Annotated in this window: 21 protein-coding genes; 10 read left to right on the top strand and 11 right to left on the bottom strand. The window is 65.9% G+C overall.

Going from position 1 to position 22,862, the window contains the following annotated elements; genetic code table 11:
* Window positions 1-27 precede the first annotated feature (27 nt).
* The 3 genes from CXZ10_RS15960 (at window position 28) to CXZ10_RS15950 (ending at window position 4,366) form a co-directional block, all read left to right on the top strand.
* Window positions 28-1,644 (top strand): ABC transporter substrate-binding protein, encoded by a 1,617-nt coding sequence (locus CXZ10_RS15960; protein ID WP_101290350.1) that lies wholly within the window; start codon window positions 28-30, stop codon window positions 1,642-1,644.
* Between the two features lie 80 nt (window positions 1,645-1,724).
* Window positions 1,725-2,669 (top strand): acetamidase/formamidase family protein, encoded by a 945-nt coding sequence (locus CXZ10_RS15955; protein WP_101290349.1) that lies wholly within the window; start codon window positions 1,725-1,727, stop codon window positions 2,667-2,669.
* Window positions 2,670-2,674: 5 nt separating this feature from the next.
* Window positions 2,675-4,366: an ABC transporter ATP-binding protein gene (locus CXZ10_RS15950; protein ID WP_101290367.1), complete on the top strand. Its 1,692-nt coding sequence runs from the start codon at window positions 2,675-2,677 to the stop codon at window positions 4,364-4,366.
* 16 nt (window positions 4,367-4,382) lie between these two features.
* Here CXZ10_RS15950 and CXZ10_RS15945 read toward each other — a convergent pair whose 3' ends face one another.
* Together CXZ10_RS15945 and proC are read right to left on the bottom strand one after the other, a co-directional pair.
* A complete protein-coding gene (locus tag CXZ10_RS15945) occupies window positions 4,383-4,724 on the bottom strand; it encodes a tRNA-binding protein (protein ID WP_101290348.1) in 342 nt (113 codons plus the stop codon).
* Window positions 4,725-4,727: 3 nt separating this feature from the next.
* Window positions 4,728-5,549 carry a pyrroline-5-carboxylate reductase gene (gene proC, locus CXZ10_RS15940; RefSeq protein WP_101290366.1) on the bottom strand — a complete coding sequence of 274 codons (822 nt, stop codon included), beginning with the start codon at window positions 5,547-5,549 and terminating at the stop codon, window positions 4,728-4,730.
* Window positions 5,550-6,014: 465 nt separating this feature from the next.
* Here proC and CXZ10_RS15935 point away from each other — a divergent pair, with 465 nt between their 5' ends.
* Window positions 6,015-6,626, top strand: a complete 612-nt coding sequence (locus tag CXZ10_RS15935; RefSeq protein ID WP_180336032.1) for an outer membrane protein — start codon at window positions 6,015-6,017, stop codon at window positions 6,624-6,626.
* 77 nt (window positions 6,627-6,703) lie between these two features.
* On the opposite strand, the gene CXZ10_RS15930 is transcribed toward CXZ10_RS15935, so the two are convergent.
* The 3 genes from CXZ10_RS15930 to CXZ10_RS15920 form a co-directional block, all read right to left on the bottom strand.
* Window positions 6,704-7,312, bottom strand: coding sequence for a glutathione S-transferase family protein (locus tag CXZ10_RS15930; RefSeq protein ID WP_244617274.1), 609 nt, complete (start codon window positions 7,310-7,312; stop codon window positions 6,704-6,706).
* 18 nt (window positions 7,313-7,330) lie between these two features.
* Window positions 7,331-8,365: a DUF1176 domain-containing protein gene (locus CXZ10_RS15925; RefSeq protein ID WP_180336031.1), complete on the bottom strand. Its 1,035-nt coding sequence runs from the start codon at window positions 8,363-8,365 to the stop codon at window positions 7,331-7,333.
* A gap of 200 nt (window positions 8,366-8,565) precedes the next feature.
* Window positions 8,566-9,588 carry a LacI family DNA-binding transcriptional regulator gene (locus CXZ10_RS15920; protein ID WP_180336030.1) on the bottom strand — a complete coding sequence of 341 codons (1,023 nt, stop codon included), beginning with the start codon at window positions 9,586-9,588 and terminating at the stop codon, window positions 8,566-8,568.
* Between the two features lie 336 nt (window positions 9,589-9,924).
* On the opposite strand from CXZ10_RS15920, the gene CXZ10_RS15915 reads away from it, so the two are divergent.
* The 5 genes from CXZ10_RS15915 to CXZ10_RS15895 all read left to right on the top strand — a co-directional run bounded on the left by CXZ10_RS15915 (window position 9,925) and on the right by CXZ10_RS15895 (window position 16,195).
* Window positions 9,925-11,133 carry an ABC transporter substrate-binding protein gene (locus CXZ10_RS15915; RefSeq protein WP_101290344.1) on the top strand — a complete coding sequence of 403 codons (1,209 nt, stop codon included), beginning with the start codon at window positions 9,925-9,927 and terminating at the stop codon, window positions 11,131-11,133.
* Between the two features lie 123 nt (window positions 11,134-11,256).
* A complete protein-coding gene (locus CXZ10_RS15910) occupies window positions 11,257-12,165 on the top strand; it encodes a carbohydrate ABC transporter permease (RefSeq protein ID WP_101290343.1) in 909 nt (302 codons plus the stop codon).
* Between the two features lie 15 nt (window positions 12,166-12,180).
* On the top strand, window positions 12,181-12,993 hold the full coding sequence (locus CXZ10_RS15905) for a carbohydrate ABC transporter permease (RefSeq protein ID WP_101290342.1): 813 nt from the start codon (window positions 12,181-12,183) through the stop codon (window positions 12,991-12,993).
* A gap of 16 nt (window positions 12,994-13,009) precedes the next feature.
* Window positions 13,010-14,068: an ABC transporter ATP-binding protein gene (locus CXZ10_RS15900; RefSeq protein ID WP_101290341.1), complete on the top strand. Its 1,059-nt coding sequence runs from the start codon at window positions 13,010-13,012 to the stop codon at window positions 14,066-14,068.
* A gap of 66 nt (window positions 14,069-14,134) precedes the next feature.
* Complete coding sequence (locus CXZ10_RS15895; RefSeq protein ID WP_101290340.1) at window positions 14,135-16,195, top strand: glycoside hydrolase family 31 protein; 2,061 nt, start codon at window positions 14,135-14,137, stop codon at window positions 16,193-16,195.
* Between the two features lie 5 nt (window positions 16,196-16,200).
* Here the strand turns inward: CXZ10_RS15895 and CXZ10_RS15890 are convergent, their stop codons facing one another.
* Both CXZ10_RS15890 and CXZ10_RS15885 read right to left on the bottom strand, forming a co-directional pair.
* Entirely contained in the window at window positions 16,201-16,815 is a 615-nt protein-coding gene (locus CXZ10_RS15890; RefSeq protein WP_101290364.1) for a ribonuclease T2 family protein, read from the bottom strand.
* Between the two features lie 23 nt (window positions 16,816-16,838).
* Window positions 16,839-17,225 (bottom strand): hypothetical protein, encoded by a 387-nt coding sequence (locus tag CXZ10_RS15885; RefSeq protein ID WP_101290339.1) that lies wholly within the window; start codon window positions 17,223-17,225, stop codon window positions 16,839-16,841.
* Window positions 17,226-17,416: 191 nt separating this feature from the next.
* Here CXZ10_RS15885 and CXZ10_RS15880 point away from each other — a divergent pair, with 191 nt between their 5' ends.
* Entirely contained in the window at window positions 17,417-17,839 is a 423-nt protein-coding gene (locus CXZ10_RS15880; RefSeq protein WP_101290338.1) for a VOC family protein, read from the top strand.
* A gap of 85 nt (window positions 17,840-17,924) precedes the next feature.
* Here the strand turns inward: CXZ10_RS15880 and CXZ10_RS15875 are convergent, their stop codons facing one another.
* The 4 genes from CXZ10_RS15875 to CXZ10_RS15860 form a co-directional block, all read right to left on the bottom strand.
* The gene (locus CXZ10_RS15875) at window positions 17,925-18,332 is read right to left on the bottom strand and encodes a VOC family protein (RefSeq protein ID WP_101290363.1); all 408 of its coding nucleotides are present in this window, start codon (window positions 18,330-18,332) and stop codon (window positions 17,925-17,927) included.
* Window positions 18,333-18,598: 266 nt separating this feature from the next.
* Window positions 18,599-20,689: a methyl-accepting chemotaxis protein gene (locus tag CXZ10_RS15870; RefSeq protein ID WP_101290337.1), complete on the bottom strand. Its 2,091-nt coding sequence runs from the start codon at window positions 20,687-20,689 to the stop codon at window positions 18,599-18,601.
* A 158-nt stretch (window positions 20,690-20,847) separates the two neighbouring features.
* The gene (locus CXZ10_RS15865) at window positions 20,848-21,672 is read right to left on the bottom strand and encodes a response regulator (RefSeq protein ID WP_101290336.1); all 825 of its coding nucleotides are present in this window, start codon (window positions 21,670-21,672) and stop codon (window positions 20,848-20,850) included.
* 48 nt (window positions 21,673-21,720) lie between these two features.
* A complete protein-coding gene (locus CXZ10_RS15860) occupies window positions 21,721-22,833 on the bottom strand; it encodes an HD-GYP domain-containing protein (RefSeq protein WP_101290335.1) in 1,113 nt (370 codons plus the stop codon).
* Window positions 22,834-22,862: the final 29 nt, after the last annotated feature.

Raw genomic sequence — 22,862 nt, 5'->3', positions numbered from 1 at the left:
CCAGTCAAACAACAAAGGGGAACCCGCATGACACATTGGCTGCAAAGAACCGCGCTGGCCGGACTGATGGCGTTGACGCCGCTCGTCGCCCTGGCTGACGAAACGCCCGTCAAGGGCGCCACCATCGTCGTCACCTACAAGGACGACATCGCCACTCTCGACCCGGCCATCGGCTACGACTGGCAGAACTGGTCGATGATCAAGAGCCTGTTTTCCCGCCTGATGGAGTACACCCCCGGCACGGCAGATCTGGTGCCGTCGCTGGCCGAGAGTTTCGAGGTCACGCCGGACGGCCTGACCTACACTTTCAAGCTCCGCAAGGGCGTGAAGTTCTCCAATGGCCGCGACGTGGTGGCTTCCGACGTCAAGTATTCTATCGAGCGCGCCGTCAATCCCAAGACGCAGGGCCCCGGCGCCGGCTTCTTTGGCGCCATCGCCGGTTTCGACGATCTGTCGGGCGGCAAGGCCGAGGGTCTTTCCGGCATCGAGACGCCCGACGACAGCACCGTCGTCTTCAAGCTGAGCCGGCCAGATGCCACCTTCCTGCATGTGCTCGCCATCAACTTCGCCTCGATCGTGCCGAAGGAAGTCGTCGAGGCGGAAGGCCAGGACTTCGGCAAGAAGCCGGTCGGCTCGGGCGCCTTCATCCTGAAGGACTGGGTGATCGGCCAGAAGCTGGTGTTCGAGAAGAACCCGAACTTCTACGTTGCCGACACGCCGAAGATCGACGGCTTCACCGTCGAAGTCGGCCAGGAGCCGCTGGTGGCGCTGCTGCGCCTGCAGCAGGGCGAGGTGGACATTGCCGGTGACGGAATCCCGCCGTCGAAGTTCCTGGAGATCAAGAACGGTCCGGATGCGGCCGACATCATCGTCGATGGCGAGCAGTTGCAGACCGGCTACGTCGCCCTCAACACACGCGTCAAGCCGCTCGACAACGTCAAGGTGCGCCAGGCCCTCAACATGGCCGTCAACAAGGAGCGTATCACCCGCATCGTCAACGGCAGAGCCACGCCGGCCAACCAGCCGCTTCCGCCGCTGATGCCCGGCTACGACAAGGACTTCAAGGGCTACGCCTACGACATCGAGAAGGCCAAGGCGCTGCTCGCCGAAGCCGGCTTCCCCGACGGCTTCGAGACGGCGCTCTACGCCTCCTCGACCGATCCCAACCCGCGCATTGCCCAGGCGTTGCAGCAGGATTTCGCCGCCATCGGCGTCAAGGCCGAGATCAAGGCGTTGGCCAACGCCAACGTCATCGCTGCCGGCGGCACCGAGGGCGAGGCGCCGATGATCTGGTCGGGCGGCATGGCCTGGATCGCCGACTTCCCCGATCCCTCCAACTTCTACGGCCCGATCCTCGGCTGCGCCGGCGCCACGCAAGGCGGCTGGAACTGGGCCTGGTACTGCAACAAGGACCTCGATGCCCGCGCCATCGCGGCCGATTCCATGTCGGATCCGGCCAAGAAGGACGAGCGTGCCAAGCTCTGGGGCTCGGTGTTCACCGACCTGATGGCCGACGCGCCGTGGATTCCGGTGTTCAACGAGCGCCGCGTCGTCGCCAAGTCCAAGCGCATGGGCGGGCCGGGCAACATCTACATCGACCCGACGCGCGTCATCAACTACGACGCCATCTATGTGAAGCAATAACAAGGACTTGACCGCAAGTCCGCGCCAGCGCGGGGGAGGGTTGCCCTCCCCCGTTTCCCTGGCCCACGGGAGAAACCGCCATGTGCGTTGCCTGCGACTACACCATCCATCGCCGCGATCATCATTATGGCTGGAGCCGCGATTACCCGCCGGCTGCCGTGGCGAAATCCGGCTCGACCATCCATTTCGAATGCCTCGACAGCTCCGGCGGCCAGCTCGGCACGGGCTCGACGGCGGCCGATGTGGTCAACCTCGATTTCGCCAAGGTCAACCCGGTGACCGGCCCTGTTTATGTGGAAGGCGCCGAGCCCGGCGACGTGCTGAAGGTCGACATCCGTGAGTTCGTGCCCTCCGGCATCGGCTGGACGGCGGTCATCCCCGGCTTCGGTCTTCTGGCCGACCAGTTCACCGATCCGGCCCTGCACATCTGGACATACGCCCCCGGCACGATGGCGCCTTCGCTGTTCGGCCCTGGCGGCAGCGTGCCGCTCAAGCCGTTCGCCGGCACCATCGGGGTCGCACCAAGCGAGCCGGGCGTCCACTCGGTCGTGCCGCCGCGCCGTGTCGGCGGCAATCTCGATATCAGAGATCTCTCCTCGGGCGTGACGCTCTATCTGCCGGTTGAGGTCGAAGGCGGCCTGTTCTCGGTTGGCGACACGCATGCCGCCCAGGGCGACGGCGAGGTCTGCGGCACCGCCATCGAAAGCGCCATGAACGTCACGCTGACGCTCAGCGTTCTGAAGGGCCAAAAGCTCGAGAGCCCCCGCTTCACCACGCCGGGGCCGGTCACGCGCCATCTCGACGCCGCCGGTTACGAAGTGACGACCGGCGTCGGCCCCGATCTCCTGACGGCGTCGCGCGAGGCGCTCAGCCGGATGATCGATCTTCTCGCCGCCGAGCATGGCTACAACCCTGTTGACGCCTACATGCTCTGCTCGGTGGCCGGTGATCTGCGCATCTCCGAGATCGTCGACATGCCCAACGTGGTGGTGAGCTTCTATTTCCCGAGGATCGTGCTGTCGTGACGGACATGAGCGGAGACATCAGGACTGCGCCGGTGCTGAGCGTCGACGGACTGACCGTCGACGCGCTGACCGATCGCGGTGCCAAGCGCGTGCTCGACGCCGTGAGCTTCTGTCTGGCGGCGGGAGAGACGCTCTGCCTTGCCGGCGAAAGCGGCTCCGGCAAGTCGGTCACATCGCTGTCCGTGATGCGGCTCCTACCCCGCGCCTCGCTGCGCATCGTCTCCGGCTCGATCAAGCTCGGCGATCGCGACCTCACCGGCCTCGGCGAGCGGGCCATGCGGGAGGTGCGCGGCCGCGACGTCGCCATGATCTTCCAGGAACCGATGACATCGCTCAATCCGGTGATGACCATCGGCAAGCAGCTCCTCGAACCCATCCTCATCCATCAGGGCGGCAACGAAGCCTCTGCCCGCGCCCAGGCGCTACGCATGCTGGACGCGGTGCAGATCACCGAGCCGGCAAGGCGCCTCCGCCAATATCCGCACGAACTCTCCGGCGGCATGCGCCAGCGGGTGATGATCGCCATGGCGCTGTCCTGTCGGCCCAAGGTACTGATCGCCGACGAACCCACCACGGCCCTCGACGTCACCGTGCAGGCGCAGATCCTGAAGCTGATGCGCGAACTGAAGGGCGAGTTCGGCACATCCACCATCCTGATCACCCACGACATGGGCGTCGTCGCCGAGATGGCCGACCGGGTCGCCGTCATGAAGGATGGACGCCTCGTCGAAATCGGCTCGGCGGTCGACATCTTCGAGCGGCCGACAGAGACCTATACGCGCGAGCTGATCGCCGCCGTTCCCCGCATCGGCGCCCGCACCGGCACCGACGGTCCGCCGGCCGTCACGGCCGAGGCAAAGGCGGCGCCTCTGGCCGAGAAGTCGCTGGAGCCTGTCCTGGCCGTCCAGAACCTCAAGGTGACCTACGGCGCCCGCGCCAGCCTGTTCGGCCGCAAGGCAGGGCAGCTCGCGGTGGACGGCGTATCCTTCGAGCTCAGGGCCGGGCGGACGCTCGGCCTCGTCGGCGAGAGCGGTTCGGGCAAGTCGACCACCGGCAAGGCCGTGCTCGGCCTCATCCCTTACGAGGGCTATGTCGCCATCGACGGCGAGGAGTTGATGGACTTGTCCGTCAGAGCCATGCGGCCGGTCAGGCGCCTTGCCCAGATGATCTTCCAGGACCCTTACGCCTCGCTCGACAGCCGCATGACGATCGGCGCCGCCATTGCCGAGCCGATGCTGATCCACGGCATCGGCGACCGGACGGACCGCGCCGATCGGGTGGCCGAGCTGCTACGCCGCGTCGGCCTGACGCCGGACGTGGCGAGCCGCTATCCGCACGAGTTCTCCGGCGGCCAGCGCCAGCGCATCTGCATTGCCCGCGCCCTGTCGCTGAAGCCGAAGCTGATCGTCGCCGACGAAAGCGTCGCGGCGCTCGACGTGTCAGTGCGGGCCAAGGTGCTCGACCTGATGCTGGAACTGCAAGAGACCGAAGGGCTGGCCTATCTGTTCATCTCGCACGACATGGCGGTCATCGAGCGCATGTCGCACGACGTCGCGGTGATGAACGGCGGCCGGATCGTCGAATATGGTTCGCGCCGCGCCGTCTTCGAAAATCCCGAAGAGGACTATACCCGCCGGCTGATCGCTGCCGTTCCGATCCCCGATCCTTCCCAGCGGCACCTGGCGATGACCGGCTGAGTGCCGGGTTTGGCTGCTAATACAGCCGCCCGCCGACCACCGCGTCCTTGTCCGGCGCCACCAGCACCACATGGCCGGCGGCATCGGGCACGCCCAGCGTCAACACCTCCGAGCGCATCGGGCCGATCTGCTTGGGCGGGAAGTTGACGACGGCGAGCACCAGCCGGTCCACAAGGTCCTCTACCTTGTAGTTCTCGGTGATCTGCGCCGATGACCGGCGCTCGCCGATCTCCGGTCCGAAGTCGATCCGGAGCTTGTAGGCCGGCCGCCGCGCCTCCTTGAACACCTCGGCCGCCACGATGCGGCCGACGCGGATGTCGACTTTCAGGAAGTCGTCGTAGCCGATGGTGTCGCTCACCGCTCAGCCCGCCAGTTCGCGCGAGCGGTGGGCGGCGGCGGCGACTGCCGCGTCGATCAGCGGCTGCCAGCCTTGGTCGCCCATCAGCACGGCGAGCGCCGCAGCCGTGGTGCCGCCCGGCGAGGTGACGTTCTTGCGGAGCGTCGCGGCGTCGGTCGGCACACCGCCAAGCAGGGCGCCGGCGCCGACCACCGTCTGTCGGGCGAGCATCATGGCAAGCTCGCGCGGCAGACCGGCCTTCTCGCCGGCGGCCGCCATCGCCTCGACCAAAAGGAACACATAGGCGGGGCCGCTGCCCGACAAGGCGGTGACCGCATCGATCAATGCTTCGTCGCCGACCCAGCCCGTCTTGCCGACGGCGTTGAGCAGGTTGGTCACCACGCGCCGGTGCGCCTCGGTGACGGCGGCATTGCCGACGGCCACCGACATGCCCTGCCCCACCTGGGCCGGCGTGTTCGGCATGACGCGGATGATTGGCCCGTCGCCGAGCGCCGCCGAAAGGTTGGCCAGCGTGGTGCCGGCGGCGATCGACACCACCAGCGTCGACGGTCCGATCACGCCCTTCAGCGCCGGCAGCGCCTCGCCCATCTGCTGCGGTTTGACGGCCAGCACCACGATGTCGGCAGGGTCGGTGATCTCGGCGGCGTCCTTGTGGTGGGTGACCGAATACTCGATCAGCATCGAGAAGGCCTCGGAGCCGATATGCGGGTCGACGATGGCCACGGCCTTGGGGTTCATTCCCTTCTTGAGCCAGCCGTGCAGCATGGCTCCGCCCATCTTGCCGGCGCCGACCAGCACGAGCGACCCGATATCCGAAAGCGGCATGATGACCTCCCCGTTCGGCCCGACCTCATGCGCGGGACCGACGATCCATGCCGTCCGGTCTGCCACAAATCGGATCGTCAGAAAAGCCGAGGCCACCTGCCCGACGGCTTCTTGGCGGCCTGATTCGCCTATCGGCCAAACCTTTCTCACCCCGCCCATCCTGGACGGCCACATTTATGGTTAACCAGATGTGACGAGCAATCGCGAAATCGTGATAATATTCATTTGTATTAAATTTCGATTTATGCACCGTTTCAGATCAGTAACCATACTGTTGCATCAATACATCAGCCAAAATGTGCCGTCGTCTTGCCCCGATTTCGTCAAATTCTCGCATCGACACCGCCTCATTTGGACATCATCTTCGCCCCATCGAACAGCCGGGCAGCATTTGCTTACGGCCAGATGCAAAGTGTGCGGGGCAACTCCCAAGTGTCGCCGCACCGGATTGTAAGGAGTGAAACTATGAGCAAGCTGCTTCTTGGCGCCGTCGCCGGTTCAGCCCTTCTTCTGTCGGTTCCGGTCTTCGCCGCCGACCTCAACGAGCCGATCCCCCAGGCTCCCTACGCTCCGCCGGTTGAGACGTCGTCTGCCTTCGACTGGACCGGTGCCTATGTCGGCGCCGATGTCGGCTACACCTGGGCCAACCAGGCCGCCAGCGCCACCAAGGACCATGCCGGCGTCGTCGGCGGCGTGTTCGCCGGCTACAATTATCAGATGCCGAACAATGTCGTCGTCGGCGGCGAGGCTGAAGTCGCCTACGGTGGCGCTGACCCGCTGGCCACCTGGTCGGGCGCCGTCCGCGGCCGCGCCGGCTATGCCTTCGACAACATCCTGGTCTACGGCACCGTCGGCGGTCTGGTCGGTCAGGGCGAGATGGAGCTGAGCGGCGGTAACGAGACCCGCACCCACGTCGGCTATCAGGTCGGCGCCGGCATCGAGGCCGCCCTGACGGAGAACGTCACGGCCCGCGCCGAGTATCTCTACACCGACACCAACAACCGCGACTACGGTGTGAACGAGAAGGGCGACCTCGACGGCAACACCGTCAAGCTCGGCGTCGGCTACAAGTTCTGATCTTCTTCGGATCAGCCAACCAAAATGGCCCCGGCAGCTTCGGCTTCCGGGGCTTTTTCATGTCCGCCTGACGGTCGTCAGCGGGGTGCGGTCTCGGCAAAGCCGGGGCAGCGGGCTGCGAAACGCTCATACCAGCCGGCAAGACGGGGCCGAGCCGACCGCCAGTCGTCGCCGAGGCGGAAGTCGATGAAGCCCAGGGCGCAGGCGACGGCGATCTCGCCGACGAATATGTCGCTGTCCGACGGCGGTGCGACTTCCAGCGCGTCGAGGGCGCGGCTCATCTTGCCGCTCTGATAGGTGAGCCAGCCTGCCGATCGCAATGGCTCGTCGCGGAACATGGTCTCGAGCCGGCGAAGCACGCCCGCGTCGAGAATGCCGTCACCCAGCGCCTGCAATCTCAGCGCCGCGAAACGCGCCGCCGGCTCGCTCGGGAGGATGCGCCCGCCACCGGCGAGATGGTCGAGGTACTCGAGGATGACGCGGCTGTCGTAGAGCGTCGATCCGTCGGCGAGCACCAGCGTCGGGATCTTCCCGAGCGGGTTCTGCCGCCTGAGGCTGTCGGTCTCGTCGAGGAAGTCGGCCAGCTCCACCTCGATCCGCCCGGAAAGGCCGAGAACGGCGGCGGCAAGGCGCGGCTTGCGGCCGAAGGGCGAAGTGAGGGACGTGCGCAGGATCATGTCGGCCATGGCGGAAGCTCGGAAAAATCAGGGGTTGGGATAGACGTCCTTCCAGCCGGATGCCGAAGCGCCGCAGCTCGTGGCGGCCGACAGGCGATCGAGCCGGAAGGCGGTGTCGGTGAAGGTCCACTCGCCCCGGAAGGCGCAGCCGTGATCGTCGCTGCCCTCGCCCGTCAGACGGCGGCTTGCCGCGTCATAGGCGACGGCCGTGAGCGCGTCGACGCCATACCAGCCCAACCTGTCGGAAAAGCCTGCGAAGACCAGCGGCGTCATGCCGCCGATCTCGCCGCTTTCGATCAGGTAGAGGCGGGAGGCAAGGCCGGACGCGTTGCGGAAGCAGGGGATGGCGTAGAGCGTCGCCGTGTCGCTGAGCGGTGCGATCAGCGGCTGGGCGTCGGCGAGGCCGGCGGCGTCGGGCGCCTCGCAGGCAGTCGTGGCAAGGTGCAGTTCCAGAAGGCGCGGCGGCACGCCGGCTGCCGCGAGATGGGCGCCCACATCGACGTCCGGCGCCTCCGGCAACCCCACCGGCGGGCCAGCCCGGCGATCGCCGGGGATGCGACCTTGCTGGCGATCGATCTCGTTGAGGGCGGCGGCGAGGCCGTCGAGCGGAAAGCGGTCCGAATGCGGCGCGCCGGCGATGTCGATGAAGGAGAAGCGCAGCATGTGGCCGCGCTGCACTTGCAGCATCAGCCGGTCGAGCGCCGACGGCGACACGACGTAATAGTCGGATGGGTTGACGAAGGGCGCATAGTCCGACACCGGCCGGAGCGTGATGTCGACGCCATTGTCGACGGAGAGCGCCACCGGTCGATCGCGATCGGCCAAAACGCCCAGGGTCGAGATCGACACCGTCCAGCGCGCCCGGCTCTCCGGCGCCCGCTGCAACACGAAGACGCTGGCCTTGTCCGGGTTCACCGCCTGCGCGCTGGCGGCACAGTTGAGACTGTCATCGCAGGCCACCGAGAAGCCGCCGAACCGCTTGGAAACCGCCGCCGACGCATCGACGGCCATGCCGGCGATCAGTGCTGCGAGCGCAAATGCAAAAGCCGAAGGCCGCGACATGTCTCCCCCGATCGCCTCTCCCCGGATCGCCGCCCCCATCCCGACGGATGCGCAACGACAATCTAGCCTTTTGTTATCGCATCGGATTTTCCGGAAGCCGAAGCGGCCTCCGCACCGATGTTGCGGCAGGACCATGGCACACATATGGGTCTGCCGAAAGGCGGCCGAAATAGGCTCTCCCATCCTGAAGCTGGCCCATCCTAAAGCTGAAAGGCGTCGCTGTCCCGGGCGATGAGATGGAGCGGGAAGATCTCCTGGATCGGCTTGCCGCCGAACTCCTGGGCAAAGCGCGGCATGCCCGACAGCACCGCCTCGGCCAGCCGTTCGCCGAGCCGCTTCAGATCGACGCTGAAACAGGTGAGGCCCGGCGACAGGTAGGCGGCCATCGGCGTATCCACCGAACAGCTGGCGATGGCGATGTCCCGGCCAGGAAAAACGCCGGCCTCGCTGAAGCCGAGGCAGGCACCGGCCGCCGGTCGGGAATCGGAGAACACCACGGCCGTCGGACGTTCCGGCGCGGCCAACAGCCGCTCGACCACCTTGTAGCCGCCCTTCTCGTCCGGATCGGTCTCCAGAACGAGGCGGAACGGCAATCCGCGCGTGTCGAGCTCGCGCTGGTAGGCCGCCTGGAGCAGCCGGTCGAACATCAGGCCGGGATCGTTGGACACCATGGCGATGCGGCGATGGCCGAAATCCATCAGACGGTCGATGACGGTGGTCATCGCCCCCTCGAAGTCGAGATCGAGCCAGGGATGCAGGCCGCCCGACCGGCTCTGCCCCCAGGTGGCGAAGGGAATCTTGCGCTTGGTCAAATAGTCGAGGCGGGGATCGTTCTCGCGCGTTTCGACGAGCACGATGGCGTCGGCCTGACGGCGTTCGACGACGCGGCGGACGCGGTCGTTGAGCTCCTGGCCGGGCTCGTTGAGGTGGATCATCAGGTCGAGCTCGAACCGCCGGAAGACGGACTGCATGCTGCGGCTGATCTCCATGAAGATCATCGCTTCCTGGCTCGACGTCCGGTCGGTGGAGAGCACCAGGGCGATCGAGTTGACGGTGCCCTTGCGGAGGCTGCGGCCGGATTGGTCGGGCGCGTAGCCCAACTCGTCGGCGGCCTCCAGCACCCGGCGGCGTGTCTCGGCATTGACCAGCGGATGGTTGTTGAGAGCCCGCGACACGGTGCCGATCGACACGTTGAGATAGTCGGCCAGTTCCTTGATACCCACGATCGTCCCGTCCTTTCGCCCGGAGACTACAAGCCTGGGTTCCCCACTGGAAGCCCCCGCCAGGGGCCACCCTTCGCCACGCATGCTCACTCCACTTGACCCATCTGATACCAGTATCTGAACGGCCCGTCCAAAAACAATTTGACTCGACATTCGCTCAATCGTAAATTCGCAATCGTTTACAGCAGCACTGGGTGGAGAGAGTAACCAGCGCCTGCGAAGCTGTATGCATGGATATACGCCAAAATCGCGTCACGCACTGCGATGACGCAGCATGTCGCGCTGTTTCAACAGCGCGGCAATGAGCCTTTGCATGCCTAGTGGAGGAAAACGACTATGCTGAGAAAGCTTTTGCTTGGGCTTGTCTTCTCGACGGCCGCCACAAGCGCTGTCGTCGCCGCGCCGGTGACGCTGCAAGTCTGGGCGCTCGACGAGCCCGTGCATTTCACCGAGAACATGGCCAAGGAATTCGAAGCGCAGAACCCCGACATCAAGCTTGATATCAAGCTGGTCAACTTCGCCAACATTCTCAACGACACCATCCGCGCCGTGTCGACCAACACCGCGCCCGATCTCCTGATGCTCGACAATCCGGACATCGCCTCGGTCGCCTCGCACGACGTACTGCTCGACCTCAGCGACCGCATCGCCGCCTCCAAGGTGGTGGACGCCAAGAACTTCTATCCCGGCCCGATCAACCAGTCGACCTGGAACGGCAAGATCTACGGCTTCCCGCGCGGTGGCAACACGCTCGGCCTCTACTACAACGCCGACCTGTTCAAGGCCGCCGGCCTCGATCCGGCGAAACCGCCCCAGACCTGGGACGAGATTTCGGCCGCAGCCGCCAAGCTGACCGACGCCCAGAAGCGCCAGTATGGCTTCGGCTTCTCGGCGGTGGCCACCGAGGAATCCACCTTCCAGTTCCTGCCCTGGGCACAGTCGGCTGGCGGCGACTTCAACGCCATCAACACCGACGGCTCGGTGCGGGCGCTTGAGTTCTGGCAGAAGCTCGTCGACGACAAGGTGGCGACGCCGGAAGTGCTGGTGCTCAACCAGCCCGACCTCGGCAGCCAGTTCATCGCCGGCAACATCGCCATGATCGTCACCGGCTGCTGGGAACTGCCGCGCTTTGCCAATGAGGTGAAGTTCGACTGGCGCGTCGCCCTGATGCCGGTCGAGAAGGCCGGCGCGCCGCGCGCCTCGGCCCTCGGCGAACTCGCCTATGCCGTCCCGAAAACCTCGGCCCATCCGGATGAGGCCTTCAAGTTCCTCGAATACATCTATGCGCAGAGCTCGCGCGACTGGAACGAATACGGCTGGCTGCCGCTCGACCAGACCGCCACGCCGAAGGACCCGAAGTGGCCGGAGGCCTATGCCGTCTTCGCCGAGCAGATGAAATACGCCCGCGGTCGCGGTCCGTCGCCGGAATGGCCGAAGGTCTCCAAGGCCATCCAGGTGGCGATCCAGGACGTCCTGACGCACAAGACCGACGCCAAGACGGCCCTCGACACCGCCCAGGGCACCATCGACGGCCTCATCAAGTGACCTGCTGACCCGTTGGAGCCGGGCTGCCGTCTTCTCCCGGCAACCCATCTGCGCTCCCAAGACCGTCCGGGACGATCCCCCCATTGCCCCGGACGGAACCGACCCTTCTCATCGGACAGGACCATGTTTCAATCGGGCTTCGTCAAACTTCTCAGGGACGGCAAGGGCTTCGAGGGCACGCTGATCGCCGCCGCCGTGCTCTACCTCGTGGTCTTCGCGGCCTTTCCCCTTGTCTACACCGTGGTCATGTCCTTCCAGGAAGTCGACATGTTCACGCTCGGCACGCTCGTCCGTCCCTTCGCCGGGCTCGAGAACTACACCGACCTGTTCCATCGGCCGGAGTTCACGCCCATCGTCTGGAACACCGTGATCTTCGTGACGCTGTCCATCGCCTTCCAACTCGTCATCGGCTTCGGCCTCGCCCTGTTCTTCCAGCAGGATTTTCCCGGCTCGACCTACGTGCGCGGCCTGTTCCTTGCCGGCTGGATCCTGCCCGCCCTGGTGGTCGGCGCCGTCTGGCGCTGGATCTTCGCCGGCGACTTCGGCGTCCTGAACTACGCTCTCCAGAGCCTCGGGTTGATCGACGGACAGATCTACTGGCTGTCGAACCCCGCCTACGCGCTCTACTCGGTGATCATCGCCAACATCTGGCTCGGCGTTCCCTTCAACATGATCCTGCTGTCGGTGGGGCTCGCGGGCATTCCCGGCGACGTATACGAGGCGGCGGAGATGGACGGCGCCAACGCCTTCCAGCGCTTCCTGACCATCACCCTGCCGATGATGGGGCCGACGCTGGGTGCCGTCATCGCGCTCGGCGTCATCTTCACCTTGCAGCAGTTCGACCTCGTGGCGGCGCTCACCCAGGGCGGCCCGGCCAACGCGTCGAACGTCGCGCAATACTGGTCCTGGCAGATGTCCTTCCAGACCTACGAGATCTCCGGCGGCGCCACCGTCGCAACCATGATGATCGCCCTGGTGATCGTCGTCGCCGTCATCTACGTGCGCTCGGTGCAGCGCGAACACACCTTCTGAGCGGCGGAGAGGACCATGAAAAGATACCTCCTGCTGGCGCTGGCCATCCTGTTCGCCGCCATCTACCTCTTCCCCGTCTACTGGATGTATGCGACGGCGCTGAAGACCTCCGGCACCATCTTCAAATACCCGCCGGAGCTCTGGCCGTCCGAACCGCTCGTCCAGGTGTCGCGCGTCTTCGCCGAGCATGACATCGGCCGCTATCTGTGGAACTCGCTCTTGGTGGCGAGCGGCATCACCGCCATCACCATGGTCCTGGGCACCGGCGCCGCCTATGCGCTGGCCAACGCCCGTGGCACCAAGGCCAATATCGCGCTGTTCCTGGTCATCGTGCTGCAGGTGCTGCCGCCGTCGCTGATGGTGACGCCGCTCTTCGTCGCCTTCAACCACGCCGGCCTGCTCGATTATCCGCGCACCGCCGTGGTGCTTGCCACCGCCGCCAAGACGCTGGCCTTCTACATCGTGCTCTGTCGCGCCACCTTCACCCAGGTGCCGCGCGAGCTGAAGGACGCGGCGCTGGTCGACGGCAACTCCCACCTCGGCGCCTTCTTCCTGATCATCCTGCCGCTTGCCCGCAACGGCATCCTGATCACCTCGGTTCTGGTGTTCCTGCAGTCCTTCGGCGAGTACGTCTATTCGCGCTCGTTCATCGCCACGCGCGAGTTGCAGACCGCCACCGTCAATCTCGCCACCTACTTGAGCGCCAACTCGGCCGACTGGGTGGGCCTGATGAACTACGCCGGCATCTATGTGGCGCCCATCCTGATCGTCTTCATCCTGTTGCAGCGGCAGATCGTTACCGGCCTCACCTCCGGCGCGCTGAAATGAACCTGGACCCTCGTCGATGAACCAGATCGAAATCCAACATCTCAACAAGAACTACGGCGCGTTGCAGGTGCTGCACGACATCAGCCTCGACATTCCCGTCGGCGCCTTCGTCGCCCTGGTCGGGCCGTCCGGCTGCGGCAAGTCGACGCTCCTGCGTACCATCGCCGGCTTGGAGACCATCACCTCGGGCACCATCAAGGTGGCCGGCGAGGTGGTCAACGACAAGGCGCCGCGCGAGCGCGACCTCGCCATGGTCTTCCAGTCCTACGCGCTCTACCCGCACATGACGGTGGAACAGAACATGTCCTATTCGCTGCGCCTGCGCCGCCGGCCCAAGGCGGAGATCGACGAGCGCGTCGGCGAGGCAGCGAGAATTCTCGGCCTCGAAAAGCTCCTGAAGCGACGGCCGAAGCAGCTCTCCGGCGGCCAGCGCCAGCGCGTCGCCATGGGCCGCGCCATCGTGCGCAAGCCCAAGGTCTTCCTGTTCGACGAGCCGCTTTCCAACCTCGACGCCGCCCTGCGCGTCCAGATGCGCAGCGAGATCCGCAAACTGCACAAGAACCTCGGCGCCACCTCGGTCTACGTCACCCACGACCAGATCGAGGCGATGACCATGGCCGACCTGATCGTCGTGCTGCACGACGGCCGCATCGAACAGATCGGCCGGCCGCTCGACCTCTACCGCCGCCCGGCCAACCGCTTCGTCGCCGGCTTCATCGGCTCGCCGGCCATGAACTTCGTGCCGGCCGAGGTGACTGCCGACGGCCTAGCGGTCGCCATCGGCGCCGGCGCCCTGCTCAGGATCCCACGGGCGCAGGAGCCCGGCCGCAAGGTACTGGCTGGTCTCCGCCCCGAACACCTGCGCCTCGATGGCAGCGGTGAGCAGCTCTCGGGCGTCGCCGAGATCGTCGAGGGCACGGGGTCCATGACTTTCATCGAGGCGAGGGTCGGCGACGAGCTTCTCAACATCGCCCACGCCGGCACGTTCGAGATCGAAGCCGGCGCGCCGCTGACGCTCGGCATCGCCAGCGAGGACATCTACCTGTTCGACCCGGACACGGGCCGCGCTCTCTAGATTGCGTGCCTCCCAGAACTGAATGACCGAGGTGGTCCGCCCGCCTCGAGGAAGAGGAATTTTGCCTTGGAAACTCTGTCGATTGAGCGCGACGCGCTGTGCTGGTCCTACAATGGCGCCTGGCTGAGGATCGAGGCCCACGGCAGGGACGGCCTGAGGCTGAGGTCGTCGATCTACCCGGCCCGCGACAACGGTGATGGCGCGCTCCTGCCGTCTGAGGGTCACACGCCCTTCATCAGCCGTTTCGGCAGCCGCATGCGGATCGAGAATGGCGCCGTCGCCGCCGAGGTCGACCTGCAAGGGCGCGTCAAGTTCTTCAACCGTGAGGGCAAACTGCTGCTGGAAGAGAAATGGCGGCAGCGCGACACGCTGACCAAGTTCTGGACCCTCGGCGATCACGCCGCCGACAGCATCAGCGCGCTCGGCCTCGCCGGCCGCGAGTTCAAACCGCTCAGCGGCGGCGCCTCCAGGATCATCGTACGCTTCGAGCCCGTCCCCGGCGAGCGGCTCTACGGCATGGGCCAGTACCAGCAGCCCAACCTCGACCTTGCCGGCTGCACGCTGGAGCTCGCCCAGCGCAACTCGCAGGCCAGCGTGCCCTTCGTCGTCTCCAGCCATGGCTACGGCTTTCTCTGGAACACGCCGGCCGTTGGCGAGGCTTCGTTCGCCCGGAATGGCACGCGCTGGATCTCGGAAGCCGCCTCGGGCATCGACTACTGGGTCACCGCCGGCGACACGCCGGCCGACATCCTGCGCAACTATGCCAGCGCCACCGGCACGGCGCCGATGATGCCGGACTTCGCGCTGGGTCTCTGGCAGAGCAAGCTGCGCTACCGCACACAAGACGAACTCATGGCGGTGGCGCGCGACTACGCGGCGCGCGGCATCCCCCTGTCGGTGATCGTCGCCGATTTCTTCCACTGGCCGGTGCAGGGCGACTGGCGCTTCGACGAGCGCGAATGGCCGGACCCGGCCGCCATGGCCGCCGAGCTCAAGGCGATGGGCACCGAGCTGATGGTCTCCATCTGGCCGACCGTCGACGCGCGCTCGGAGAACTACGCCGAAATGGCCGAGAAGGGCTATCTCGTGAACACCAACCGCGGCATCCCCGTGCAGTTCGACCATCTCGGCAACAGCCGCTTCATCGACCCCACCAACCCCGCCGCCCGCGACTTTCTCTGGAGCGTCGCCCGCAGGAACTATTACGACAAGGGCATCCGGGTGTTCTGGCTCGACGAGGCGGAGCCGGAGTATGCCGTCTACGACTTCGAGAACTACCGCTATCACACCGGCAACCTCTTGGAGGTCGGCAACACCTATCCGCTCCATTATGCCCAGGCCTTCTATGACGGCCTCAGGGTGGCGGGCGAGACGGAGATCGTCAGCCTGGTGCGCTGCGCCTGGGCCGGCAGCCAGCGCTATGGCACGCTGATCTGGTCGGGCGATATCCAGAGTTCCTTCGCTTCCATGCGTAACCAGCTGAGCGCCGGGCTCAACATGGGGCTCGCCGGCATCCCCTGGTGGACCACCGACATCGGCGGCTTCCATGGCGGCCATGTCGACGACCCTGATTTCCACGAGCTGCTGGTGCGCTGGTTCCAGTGGGCGGTGTTCTCGCCGGTGCTGCGCATGCACGGCTATCGCGAGCCCGTCACGCCGCCGGCCGTGCCCTTCCGCGACGGCGTCGCCCAATGCGACAGCGGCGCCGGCAACGAGCTCTGGAGCTTCGGCGAGGACGTCTACGCCATCCTCTCCGCCTATGCCGACCTGCGCGAACGGCTGCGCCCCTATGTCCGCGACCTGATGCGGCAAGCGCACGAGACGGGCGATCCGCTGATGCGCACCCTGTTCTACGCCTTCCCCGGCGACATCGGCTGCTGGGAAGTGGACGATCAGTACATGTTCGGCGGCGACATCCTCGTCGCCCCGGTCCTCAAGGCCGGCGAGACCGAGCGCGGCGTTTATCTGCCGGCCGGCAACGACTGGATCGATGCCTGGACGGGACGGATGGTCGTCGGCGGCAACAGCGTAACATGTCCGACGCCCATCACCCGACTGCCGGTGTTCGTCAGAAAGGGCGCCGCCGTACTCGACGTGTTCATGGCTTGGGTCGCGTCAAGCAACTGAGGATGCTAGCGCACCGGCGGCAGCACCACCCGGTCGGCGCGGCAGGCGCGGCGGTCGACCTCCTCGCAGGCACGGAAGCGGAGGTCGCGCGTCAGGCAGACGCGCACCTCGCGCAGCCGCCGACCGTCGCAGGTCACCGCGACGCCAATTGGCCTGAGGCCCGGATTGGCGGCGACGAAGGCCGCCTCCACCTCGGCGGGCGAAACCGTCGTGTAGCTGTCGATGCGCTGGAAGGCGGCGGGTATGTGCACCGCCTCACGCGCCGCGCGGATCGTCTTGAGATAGTCGGCCGGCGCAAGGCCGGAACAGGCGCCGTGCTTGCGCCACTCATGGCGGACGAGGCCGCGCGCCGGCATCAGGTCGGCAAGGGCGCGGATGCCGGCCTCATCGGGTGCGAGCCGCGTCGGGCAATCCTCGGGATAGCCGCGCTCATATTGCGGCCAGAGGCCATGCACCAGGAAGCCGTAGCGGCGGCCGGTCTCGCATTGCGCGTCGTCTCGCGCCCCGCCCTCCGCCGCGCAATAGCTCGGCGACCAGGTGAGCGACAGGACGTAGAAATCGAACCGCCCCGGTGTGTCGCCGGCCAGCGCGGCGACCGGCCACGCGGTGAGCAGGATCATCAGCCACCGGACGAGGCGGACGATCACTTCAGGACCTGGCAGTCGTTACCATAGACATAATAGGGGTCGTGGCCCGAAAGGCAGAACTCGACGTTCCAGCCGTAGCCGGCAAAACCTTCATTGGCCGAGACCACATAGTAGAGTGCCGTCGGCCTGCTGGCGGTCAGTTCGGCGCGGGCGGCGCAATAGCGGCGGTCGATGGAGCTGAAGCCCTCGGTCACCAGCCTCCGCTCGCCCACCCGGTCCAGGGCGGCGATGGTGACCCCGTCCTTCCAGGTATGCGCCTCGGCCCAGGCCTGACGGCTCGACAGGGTGGAGAGCACCGAGGCGTCGTCGCAGGCGGGAATCTCGCCGGCGGCGGCCATCACGGTCGAACAGCTCAGCGCGAGCAAGGCGAAGGCAAGGCGCATGGTTGGGTCCCCCGGACATCAAGGCGGCCAGCGGGCCGTATGGCCCTGGCGAAGCATGGATTCGGACAGAGAGAATAATCGCGGCCGGTGGCTTGTCGACCTGATTCTTCGGCCTGCTTTGCATTGAAAGCGACCATCGTGCGCGCCACCTCACGGTGAATGCCTGTTGGGGGCGAAGCAGGAGCGATGAGATGAAACCACGCATTTCGGTGCTGACGCTCGGTGTCAGCGATCTCGAACGGGCGGTCGCCTTCTATCGCGACGGCCTGGGACTGAAAACGGAGGGCATCGTCGGCAGGGAGTTCGAGCACGGGGCAGTCGCCTTCTTCGACCTGCAATCGCAGTTGAAGCTGGCGGTCTGGGCGCGCGGCGACATCGCCCACGATACGGGGCTGCCAGCGGCGGTGCCGAGCCCCGGCAACATCACCATCGGCCACAATGTCGGCGGCAGGGACCAGGTGGATGCTGTGATGGCGGAAGCCCAGAAGGCCGGCGCCAGCATCGTCAAGCCGGCCGAGGATACCTTCTGGGGCGGCTACGCCGGCTATTTCCAGGACCCCGACGGTCACGTCTGGGAGATCGTCTGGAACCCGGCTTTCGCGCCCGAGGACTGAGCCGGAAACAGCACGGCCTCTGTTCCAGAGCTATAAAGACGCAGTTCCTGACGAAAAACCGATTCCCACTTTTGCCGGAACCGCTTTAGCGGAACGGGTCGTATACCAGCTCCCAGAGGTGACCGTCCGGGTCGGCGACGAAGCCCGAATAGCCGCCCCAGAACACCGTGCGGGCCGGTCGGCGAAGAACCGCACCGGCCGCGAGCGCATGGGCCATCGCTGCGTCGACGGCGGCTTCGGACGGGTAGCCGTGAGCGAAGGTGATGCCATCGAAGCCATGACCGTCGTTCTCCACTTCGGCATCCTTGGCCAGCAGCGCCCTTGGAAAGAGCGAGAGTTTCAGATTCTCGAGCGTGTAGATCACATACTCGTCGTTCGATGCCGGGTCGGCCACGAAGCCCAGGGCATCGTAGAAGGTGCGGGCGCGGGAGAGGTCCGCCACGCCGAAGGTGATGCTCGACACGGCTCGGAAGTGCTTCTGATCGTCAGCCATCGGATAGATCTCCGCCGACATCCGGTTCGGCAAGTCGCGCTTTCGGTTCGGCGGGAGAGACCATAACGCGTTTTCGAGCGGAGCGGAGGCCGCTTCGCTCGAAAAAAAACACGTAGTTTCAAAGAATTGAGATACTTCCGCGAAACATGGAGACGTTTCCGGAAGCCACCGTCCAGGCCCCGCGCGTCCTCGGCGGATAGCCGCCGAGGAAAGCTGGGTTTGCTCCGGCTACGGCATCCCGCCGGACTGGGGCTCCGCTCCGCGCCTCACGCGGCGCGGATCGAGCCGAGGAAGTTGCTGAGCTCGTGGCGCAACAGCTCGGCGTTCTTGCTGAGCTCGGAGGCGGAGGCCAGCACCTGCGTCGCGGCGCTGCTCGATTCGCTGGCGGCCATGGTGACGGAGGTGATGCTTTCCGACACCGTGCCCGTTCCGACCGAGGCCTCCTGCACGTTGCGGGCGATCTCCTCGGTGGCGGCATTCTGCCCGTCCACCGCGCCGGTGATCGACTTGGCGATGTCGTTCATGGTCTCGATGGTGGTGCCGATGCCGCGGATGGCCTCGGCGGCCTCCGTGGTGGCCGTCTGCATGGCACCAATCTGCGCGCCGATCTCGGCAGTGGCCTTGGCGGTCTGGTCGGCGAGCTGCTTCACTTCGGCCGCGACGACCGCGAAGCCCTTGCCCATCTCGCCGGCCCGCGCCGCCTCGATGGTGGCGTTGAGGGCGAGGAGGTTGGTCTGGCCGGCGATGTTGTTGATCAGTTCGACGACGGCGCCGATCTTCTCGGCCGCCGCGGCCAGTCCCTTGACCTTGTCGTTGGTGCTGTTGGCCTCGATCACCGCCTTGGAGGCGATCTCCGAGGACTTCTCCACCTGCCGCGCGATCTCCGCGACCGACGACGACAGTTCCTCTGTGGCCGACGCGACGGAGGCGACGTTTGCCGAGGCCTGCTCGGCGGCCGCGGCCACCGAAGCCGACTGGTTCTGCGTCGAATCGGCCAGCGAGGTCAGCGACTTCGCCGACATCTGGAGTTCCGTGGAGGCGGATGCCACCACCGTGACGATGTCGCCGACCGCCTCGTCGAAGCGAAGAGCCAGGGCGTTCATGTCGGCGGCGCGGCGCTCGCGGTCGAGGCGCTCCTGATCGGCCCTTTCGGCGCGCAACCGCTCGGTTTCCAGCATGCTGTCGCGGAACACCGCCATGGTCTTGCCGAGCGCGCCGATTTCGTCGCTGCGCTCCGTGTAGGGTGCCTCGGTGTTGAACTCGCCCCTCGCCAGCGCCATCATGCGTTCGCCGATGACGCCGAGCGGGCGGATGATCCGCCGCTGCACCACCCAGGCGATGGCGACGGCCAAAAGAAGCGCGCCAAAGAACAGTCCGAGATTGGTCCAGAAGGACAGCGTCGCCTCAGCATTCGCCTCGACGGCCTTGCTTTCCGCAATGGCCAGCGCCGCATTGGCGACGTTGAGCAAGGACGTCAGCCGCGGTGCGTTATAGGTGCTCCAGCCCAGCGTGTCGGTGTCGGCTTTCTCGCCGGCGATCACCGTCTTGAGCAGAGCGGTCTGCCGCTCCGGCGCGCCCGAACTGAAATACTCGCGGTCGGCGGCGGCGACCGCCTCGGCGAAAGCCGGCGGCAGGTCGACACCGGACGCCATGTCCTTGATGGTCTTCCAGGCCACATTGGCGGAGGCCATGTGGGTGAAGTAAGTCTCCAAGCCGTTTTCCGGAACGCCGATCGGCCCCAGGGCATTGGCGGTCAGGCCGGACGCGTCGCCGGCCGTGTTGCGCATTACCCAGGCGAGCGCCTTGATGTCGAGCAGGCGGTCGATCAGACCGTCGGCCAGGCGCACCTCCTCGGCCACCCTGGAGGACACCGCCGACAGCTCGTCGATCATCGCCGTGGCGGCCTTGGTATAATCATCGGCAAGTGAAGCCGGACGGCTGGCCTTGTCCTGCTTGAAGGCGTCCTCGGTTTTGGCCTGAAGGGCCTTCAGGGCGTCGAACTGGTCGCGGAGCCCCTTTGCGAGCTGTGCGCCATCCGGCAGGTCGGCACTGTCGAGCGTGGCGAGCGCCGCCTCAATGGCCGGCATCTCTACGTTTCGCGCGTCGCTGAGCTGCTTGACGAAGCCGTCCAACCCCTGGTCCGCCTTGAGCGCCCGGACGGTGTTGCTTCGATCAATGCGCAGATTCGGCAGCGCCTCGAACATCTGAAGGGTAGCGCGGGCCACCGTCTCGATACGGGCGGCCGTCCGGGCGTTCTCCCAGGACGACCAGGCGCCGACCCCCAACTGAACCAGAATGCCGGCCACCAGCACGGCAATGGTTATTCTCAAGGTCAGGCTTACGGACAGGCGGTTCATTGGCAGCCCCTCGGACGAAGACGCTTAACGCTAGCAACAATTTATGGCGGAATGCTTAATATGACCTCCGCACATATCGCGATGTCATCATTGCCAGCCGGGCTTGCGCGAAGCCCACGCCCACTGGAACGACGCCAACCTGCCGGCACACGCGCCGGTCAGGGGAGATAGAGGACGCCGGTCTCGGGATCATCGAAGACCTCGGGTTCCCGGCTTGTGACGAACTCTGTCTCGGCCACGCTGTAGAGGCTGTGCAGGACCTCGTCGACGTCCTTGGCGTAGAAGGGTTTCTTGAGAAAGAAATCCACGCCGATGTGCGACGCCGCCCGGCGGATCGCCTCATCGTCCTTGCCGGACATCAGGACGACATGCGCTTTGCCGGCCGAATAGAGAATCTCCCCGGCCGCCTCGAGACCATCGATGCCGGGCATTTCCACGTCGATGAAGGCTAGGTCGAAGCCGCCGCTGCGAAACAGGCGAATGGCGTCGGCGCCGTTGGCCGCCTCTTCCACATCGAGCTTGAACCGGCTGTGCTGGATGATGCGCTTGACCACCGAGCGCACGGTGGCGCTGTCGTCGACGATCAGCACGCGGCGCGACTGGATCATCTTGACCACCCTGAGCATCATCATCGCCACCTGCGCCCGGTCGAAGGGCTTGGGCAACAGGGCGTAGGCGCCACGCGCCTTCAGCGCGGCGAGCGTGGCCGGCCGCATGTCGGTGGAGATGGACACTACGATGGGCGGGCGGCGGCCGCCCAGCACCGAGTCGAACTTCTTCAAGAGTTCGATGCCGTTGATATGGGGCATGTTGAGGTCGAGGAAGAGCACGTCCGGCACGCCCCGCAGCAGGAAGCGCCCGGCCTCGAGCACGCTTTCCACCTCGAAGACGTGGCAGTCAGGCACGACCTCGCGGATCTCGTTCCGCAACTGCGTCCGGACCATTGCGGAATCGTCGACAATGAGCGCCCTGAGATTCAGCATCTTCTCACTTCGGCCGTGCCGAACAACTCCCTCTTATGGCTCGCCTCGTCAGGCGGCCGACATGACGGGCTGATGGCCGCCGTCGCTTTCGGCGGCCACTTTCTCGAACATCCGCACCAGATCCGGATCCAGCTTGGTGCCGGCCATCGACGCCAGCACCGAGTAGGCTTCGTCGAACGGCTTGGGCGGCTTGTAGGCCCGCTTCTCGGTCAGGGCCGCGAAGATGTCGCAGATGGTGATGATGCGGGTGATGTCGTCGATCTCTCGGCCCCGGATGCCCTGCGGGTAGCCGGTGCCATCGAGATACTCGTGATGATCGCGAGCAACGCGGGCGATCTCTCCGTTCGTCTGCGCATCACGGGAGAGGATGTCGTAGCTGTGGAGGACATGCCGCTTCATGATCTCCCATTCAGCGGGATCGAGCGGACCGGGCTTGTCGAGGATCTCCAGGGGGATCAGCGCCTTGCCGACATCGTGGAAGAAGGCGGCGTCGAACAGGCGCCCCGTCTGTTCCTTCCCGACGCCAAGCGCCCGCGCGAAGGCCAGCGTGTAGCCGGAGACGAGCGCGCAATGCTGGGCGGTGCCGTCGTGGTAATTCTGAATGAGGTCGATCCACACCGACATCGGCGACTTGCCGATCAACTCGTCCATGGCCCAGCGCTGCCGCGCCGACTCCGCCAGCGCCGGCGCCACCGGATCGGCCCGGAGGCGGCCGAACAGGTCGACGACGGCGTCGGCGATCCCGCTCGACATCGACGCCCGCAAGGCTGCCGTCTTCGAGGCCTGATAGACGGCCTGTGGATCGACCTCGGCGATCAGGCCGACGAGGCTTTTCACGCTCATGTCGGTGGTGACGTTGACGAAGAAAAAGCCTGCCTGCTCGAACTCGGAAAAGCTGCGCGGGTCCATGGCGTCGAGGAACAGGATCGTGCGCGATCGGCGTGAACCGGCGAGATCGGATAGGCGGGCGGGAACATGAAGGGCCGGCCGGTAGCTGCCAGCGAAAACGAGAATGTCCTCACGGCCGGCCGTCGCGATCTCACCCGAGGCGAGGGGCACCTTGCGCGCATCGAAGCCCTGCGAAAGCAACCCGCGCAGACAGACGTCGATCTCCGCCTGGGGCTCGCCCATAAGCTGGATGCCAACATGAGATCGTCCCATCTGACCGCTTCCCGCCGGTGATGACTATC

The organism is Pleomorphomonas diazotrophica, assembly GCF_002844595.1.
GTDB lineage: Bacteria > Pseudomonadota > Alphaproteobacteria > Rhizobiales > Pleomorphomonadaceae > Pleomorphomonas > Pleomorphomonas diazotrophica.
Note: the sequence above shows the minus strand (reverse complement) of the source record. Positions and strands in the feature narration are given on the sequence as shown.

Bases quoted from the DNA above. Each gene is read 5' to 3' on its own strand.
- CXZ10_RS15950 (WP_101290367.1), top strand. From the start codon at position 2,675: ATGAGCGGAGACATCAGGACTGCGCCGGTGCTGAGCGTCGACGGACTG.
- CXZ10_RS15915 (WP_101290344.1), top strand. From the start codon at position 9,925: ATGCTGAGAAAGCTTTTGCTTGGGCTTGTCTTCTCGACGGCCGCCACA.
- CXZ10_RS15925 (WP_180336031.1), bottom strand. From the start codon at position 8,365: ATGTCGCGGCCTTCGGCTTTTGCATTTGCGCTCGCAGCACTGATCGCC.
- CXZ10_RS15880 (WP_101290338.1), top strand. From the start codon at position 17,417: ATGAAACCACGCATTTCGGTGCTGACGCTCGGTGTCAGCGATCTCGAA.
- CXZ10_RS15960 (WP_101290350.1), top strand. From the start codon at position 28: ATGACACATTGGCTGCAAAGAACCGCGCTGGCCGGACTGATGGCGTTG.
- CXZ10_RS15905 (WP_101290342.1), top strand. From the start codon at position 12,181: ATGAAAAGATACCTCCTGCTGGCGCTGGCCATCCTGTTCGCCGCCATC.
- CXZ10_RS15885 (WP_101290339.1), bottom strand. From the start codon at position 17,225: ATGCGCCTTGCCTTCGCCTTGCTCGCGCTGAGCTGTTCGACCGTGATG.
- CXZ10_RS15935 (WP_180336032.1), top strand. From the start codon at position 6,015: ATGAGCAAGCTGCTTCTTGGCGCCGTCGCCGGTTCAGCCCTTCTTCTG.
- CXZ10_RS15865 (WP_101290336.1), bottom strand. From the start codon at position 21,672: ATGCTGAATCTCAGGGCGCTCATTGTCGACGATTCCGCAATGGTCCGG.
- CXZ10_RS15870 (WP_101290337.1), bottom strand. From the start codon at position 20,689: ATGAACCGCCTGTCCGTAAGCCTGACCTTGAGAATAACCATTGCCGTG.
- CXZ10_RS15910 (WP_101290343.1), top strand. From the start codon at position 11,257: ATGTTTCAATCGGGCTTCGTCAAACTTCTCAGGGACGGCAAGGGCTTC.
- CXZ10_RS15955 (WP_101290349.1), top strand. From the start codon at position 1,725: ATGTGCGTTGCCTGCGACTACACCATCCATCGCCGCGATCATCATTAT.
- CXZ10_RS15930 (WP_244617274.1), bottom strand. From the start codon at position 7,312: ATGGCCGACATGATCCTGCGCACGTCCCTCACTTCGCCCTTCGGCCGC.
- proC (WP_101290366.1), bottom strand. From the start codon at position 5,549: ATGCCGCTTTCGGATATCGGGTCGCTCGTGCTGGTCGGCGCCGGCAAG.
- CXZ10_RS15900 (WP_101290341.1), top strand. From the start codon at position 13,010: ATGAACCAGATCGAAATCCAACATCTCAACAAGAACTACGGCGCGTTG.
- CXZ10_RS15860 (WP_101290335.1), bottom strand. From the start codon at position 22,833: ATGGGACGATCTCATGTTGGCATCCAGCTTATGGGCGAGCCCCAGGCG.
- CXZ10_RS15875 (WP_101290363.1), bottom strand. From the start codon at position 18,332: ATGGCTGACGATCAGAAGCACTTCCGAGCCGTGTCGAGCATCACCTTC.
- CXZ10_RS15890 (WP_101290364.1), bottom strand. From the start codon at position 16,815: ATGATCCTGCTCACCGCGTGGCCGGTCGCCGCGCTGGCCGGCGACACA.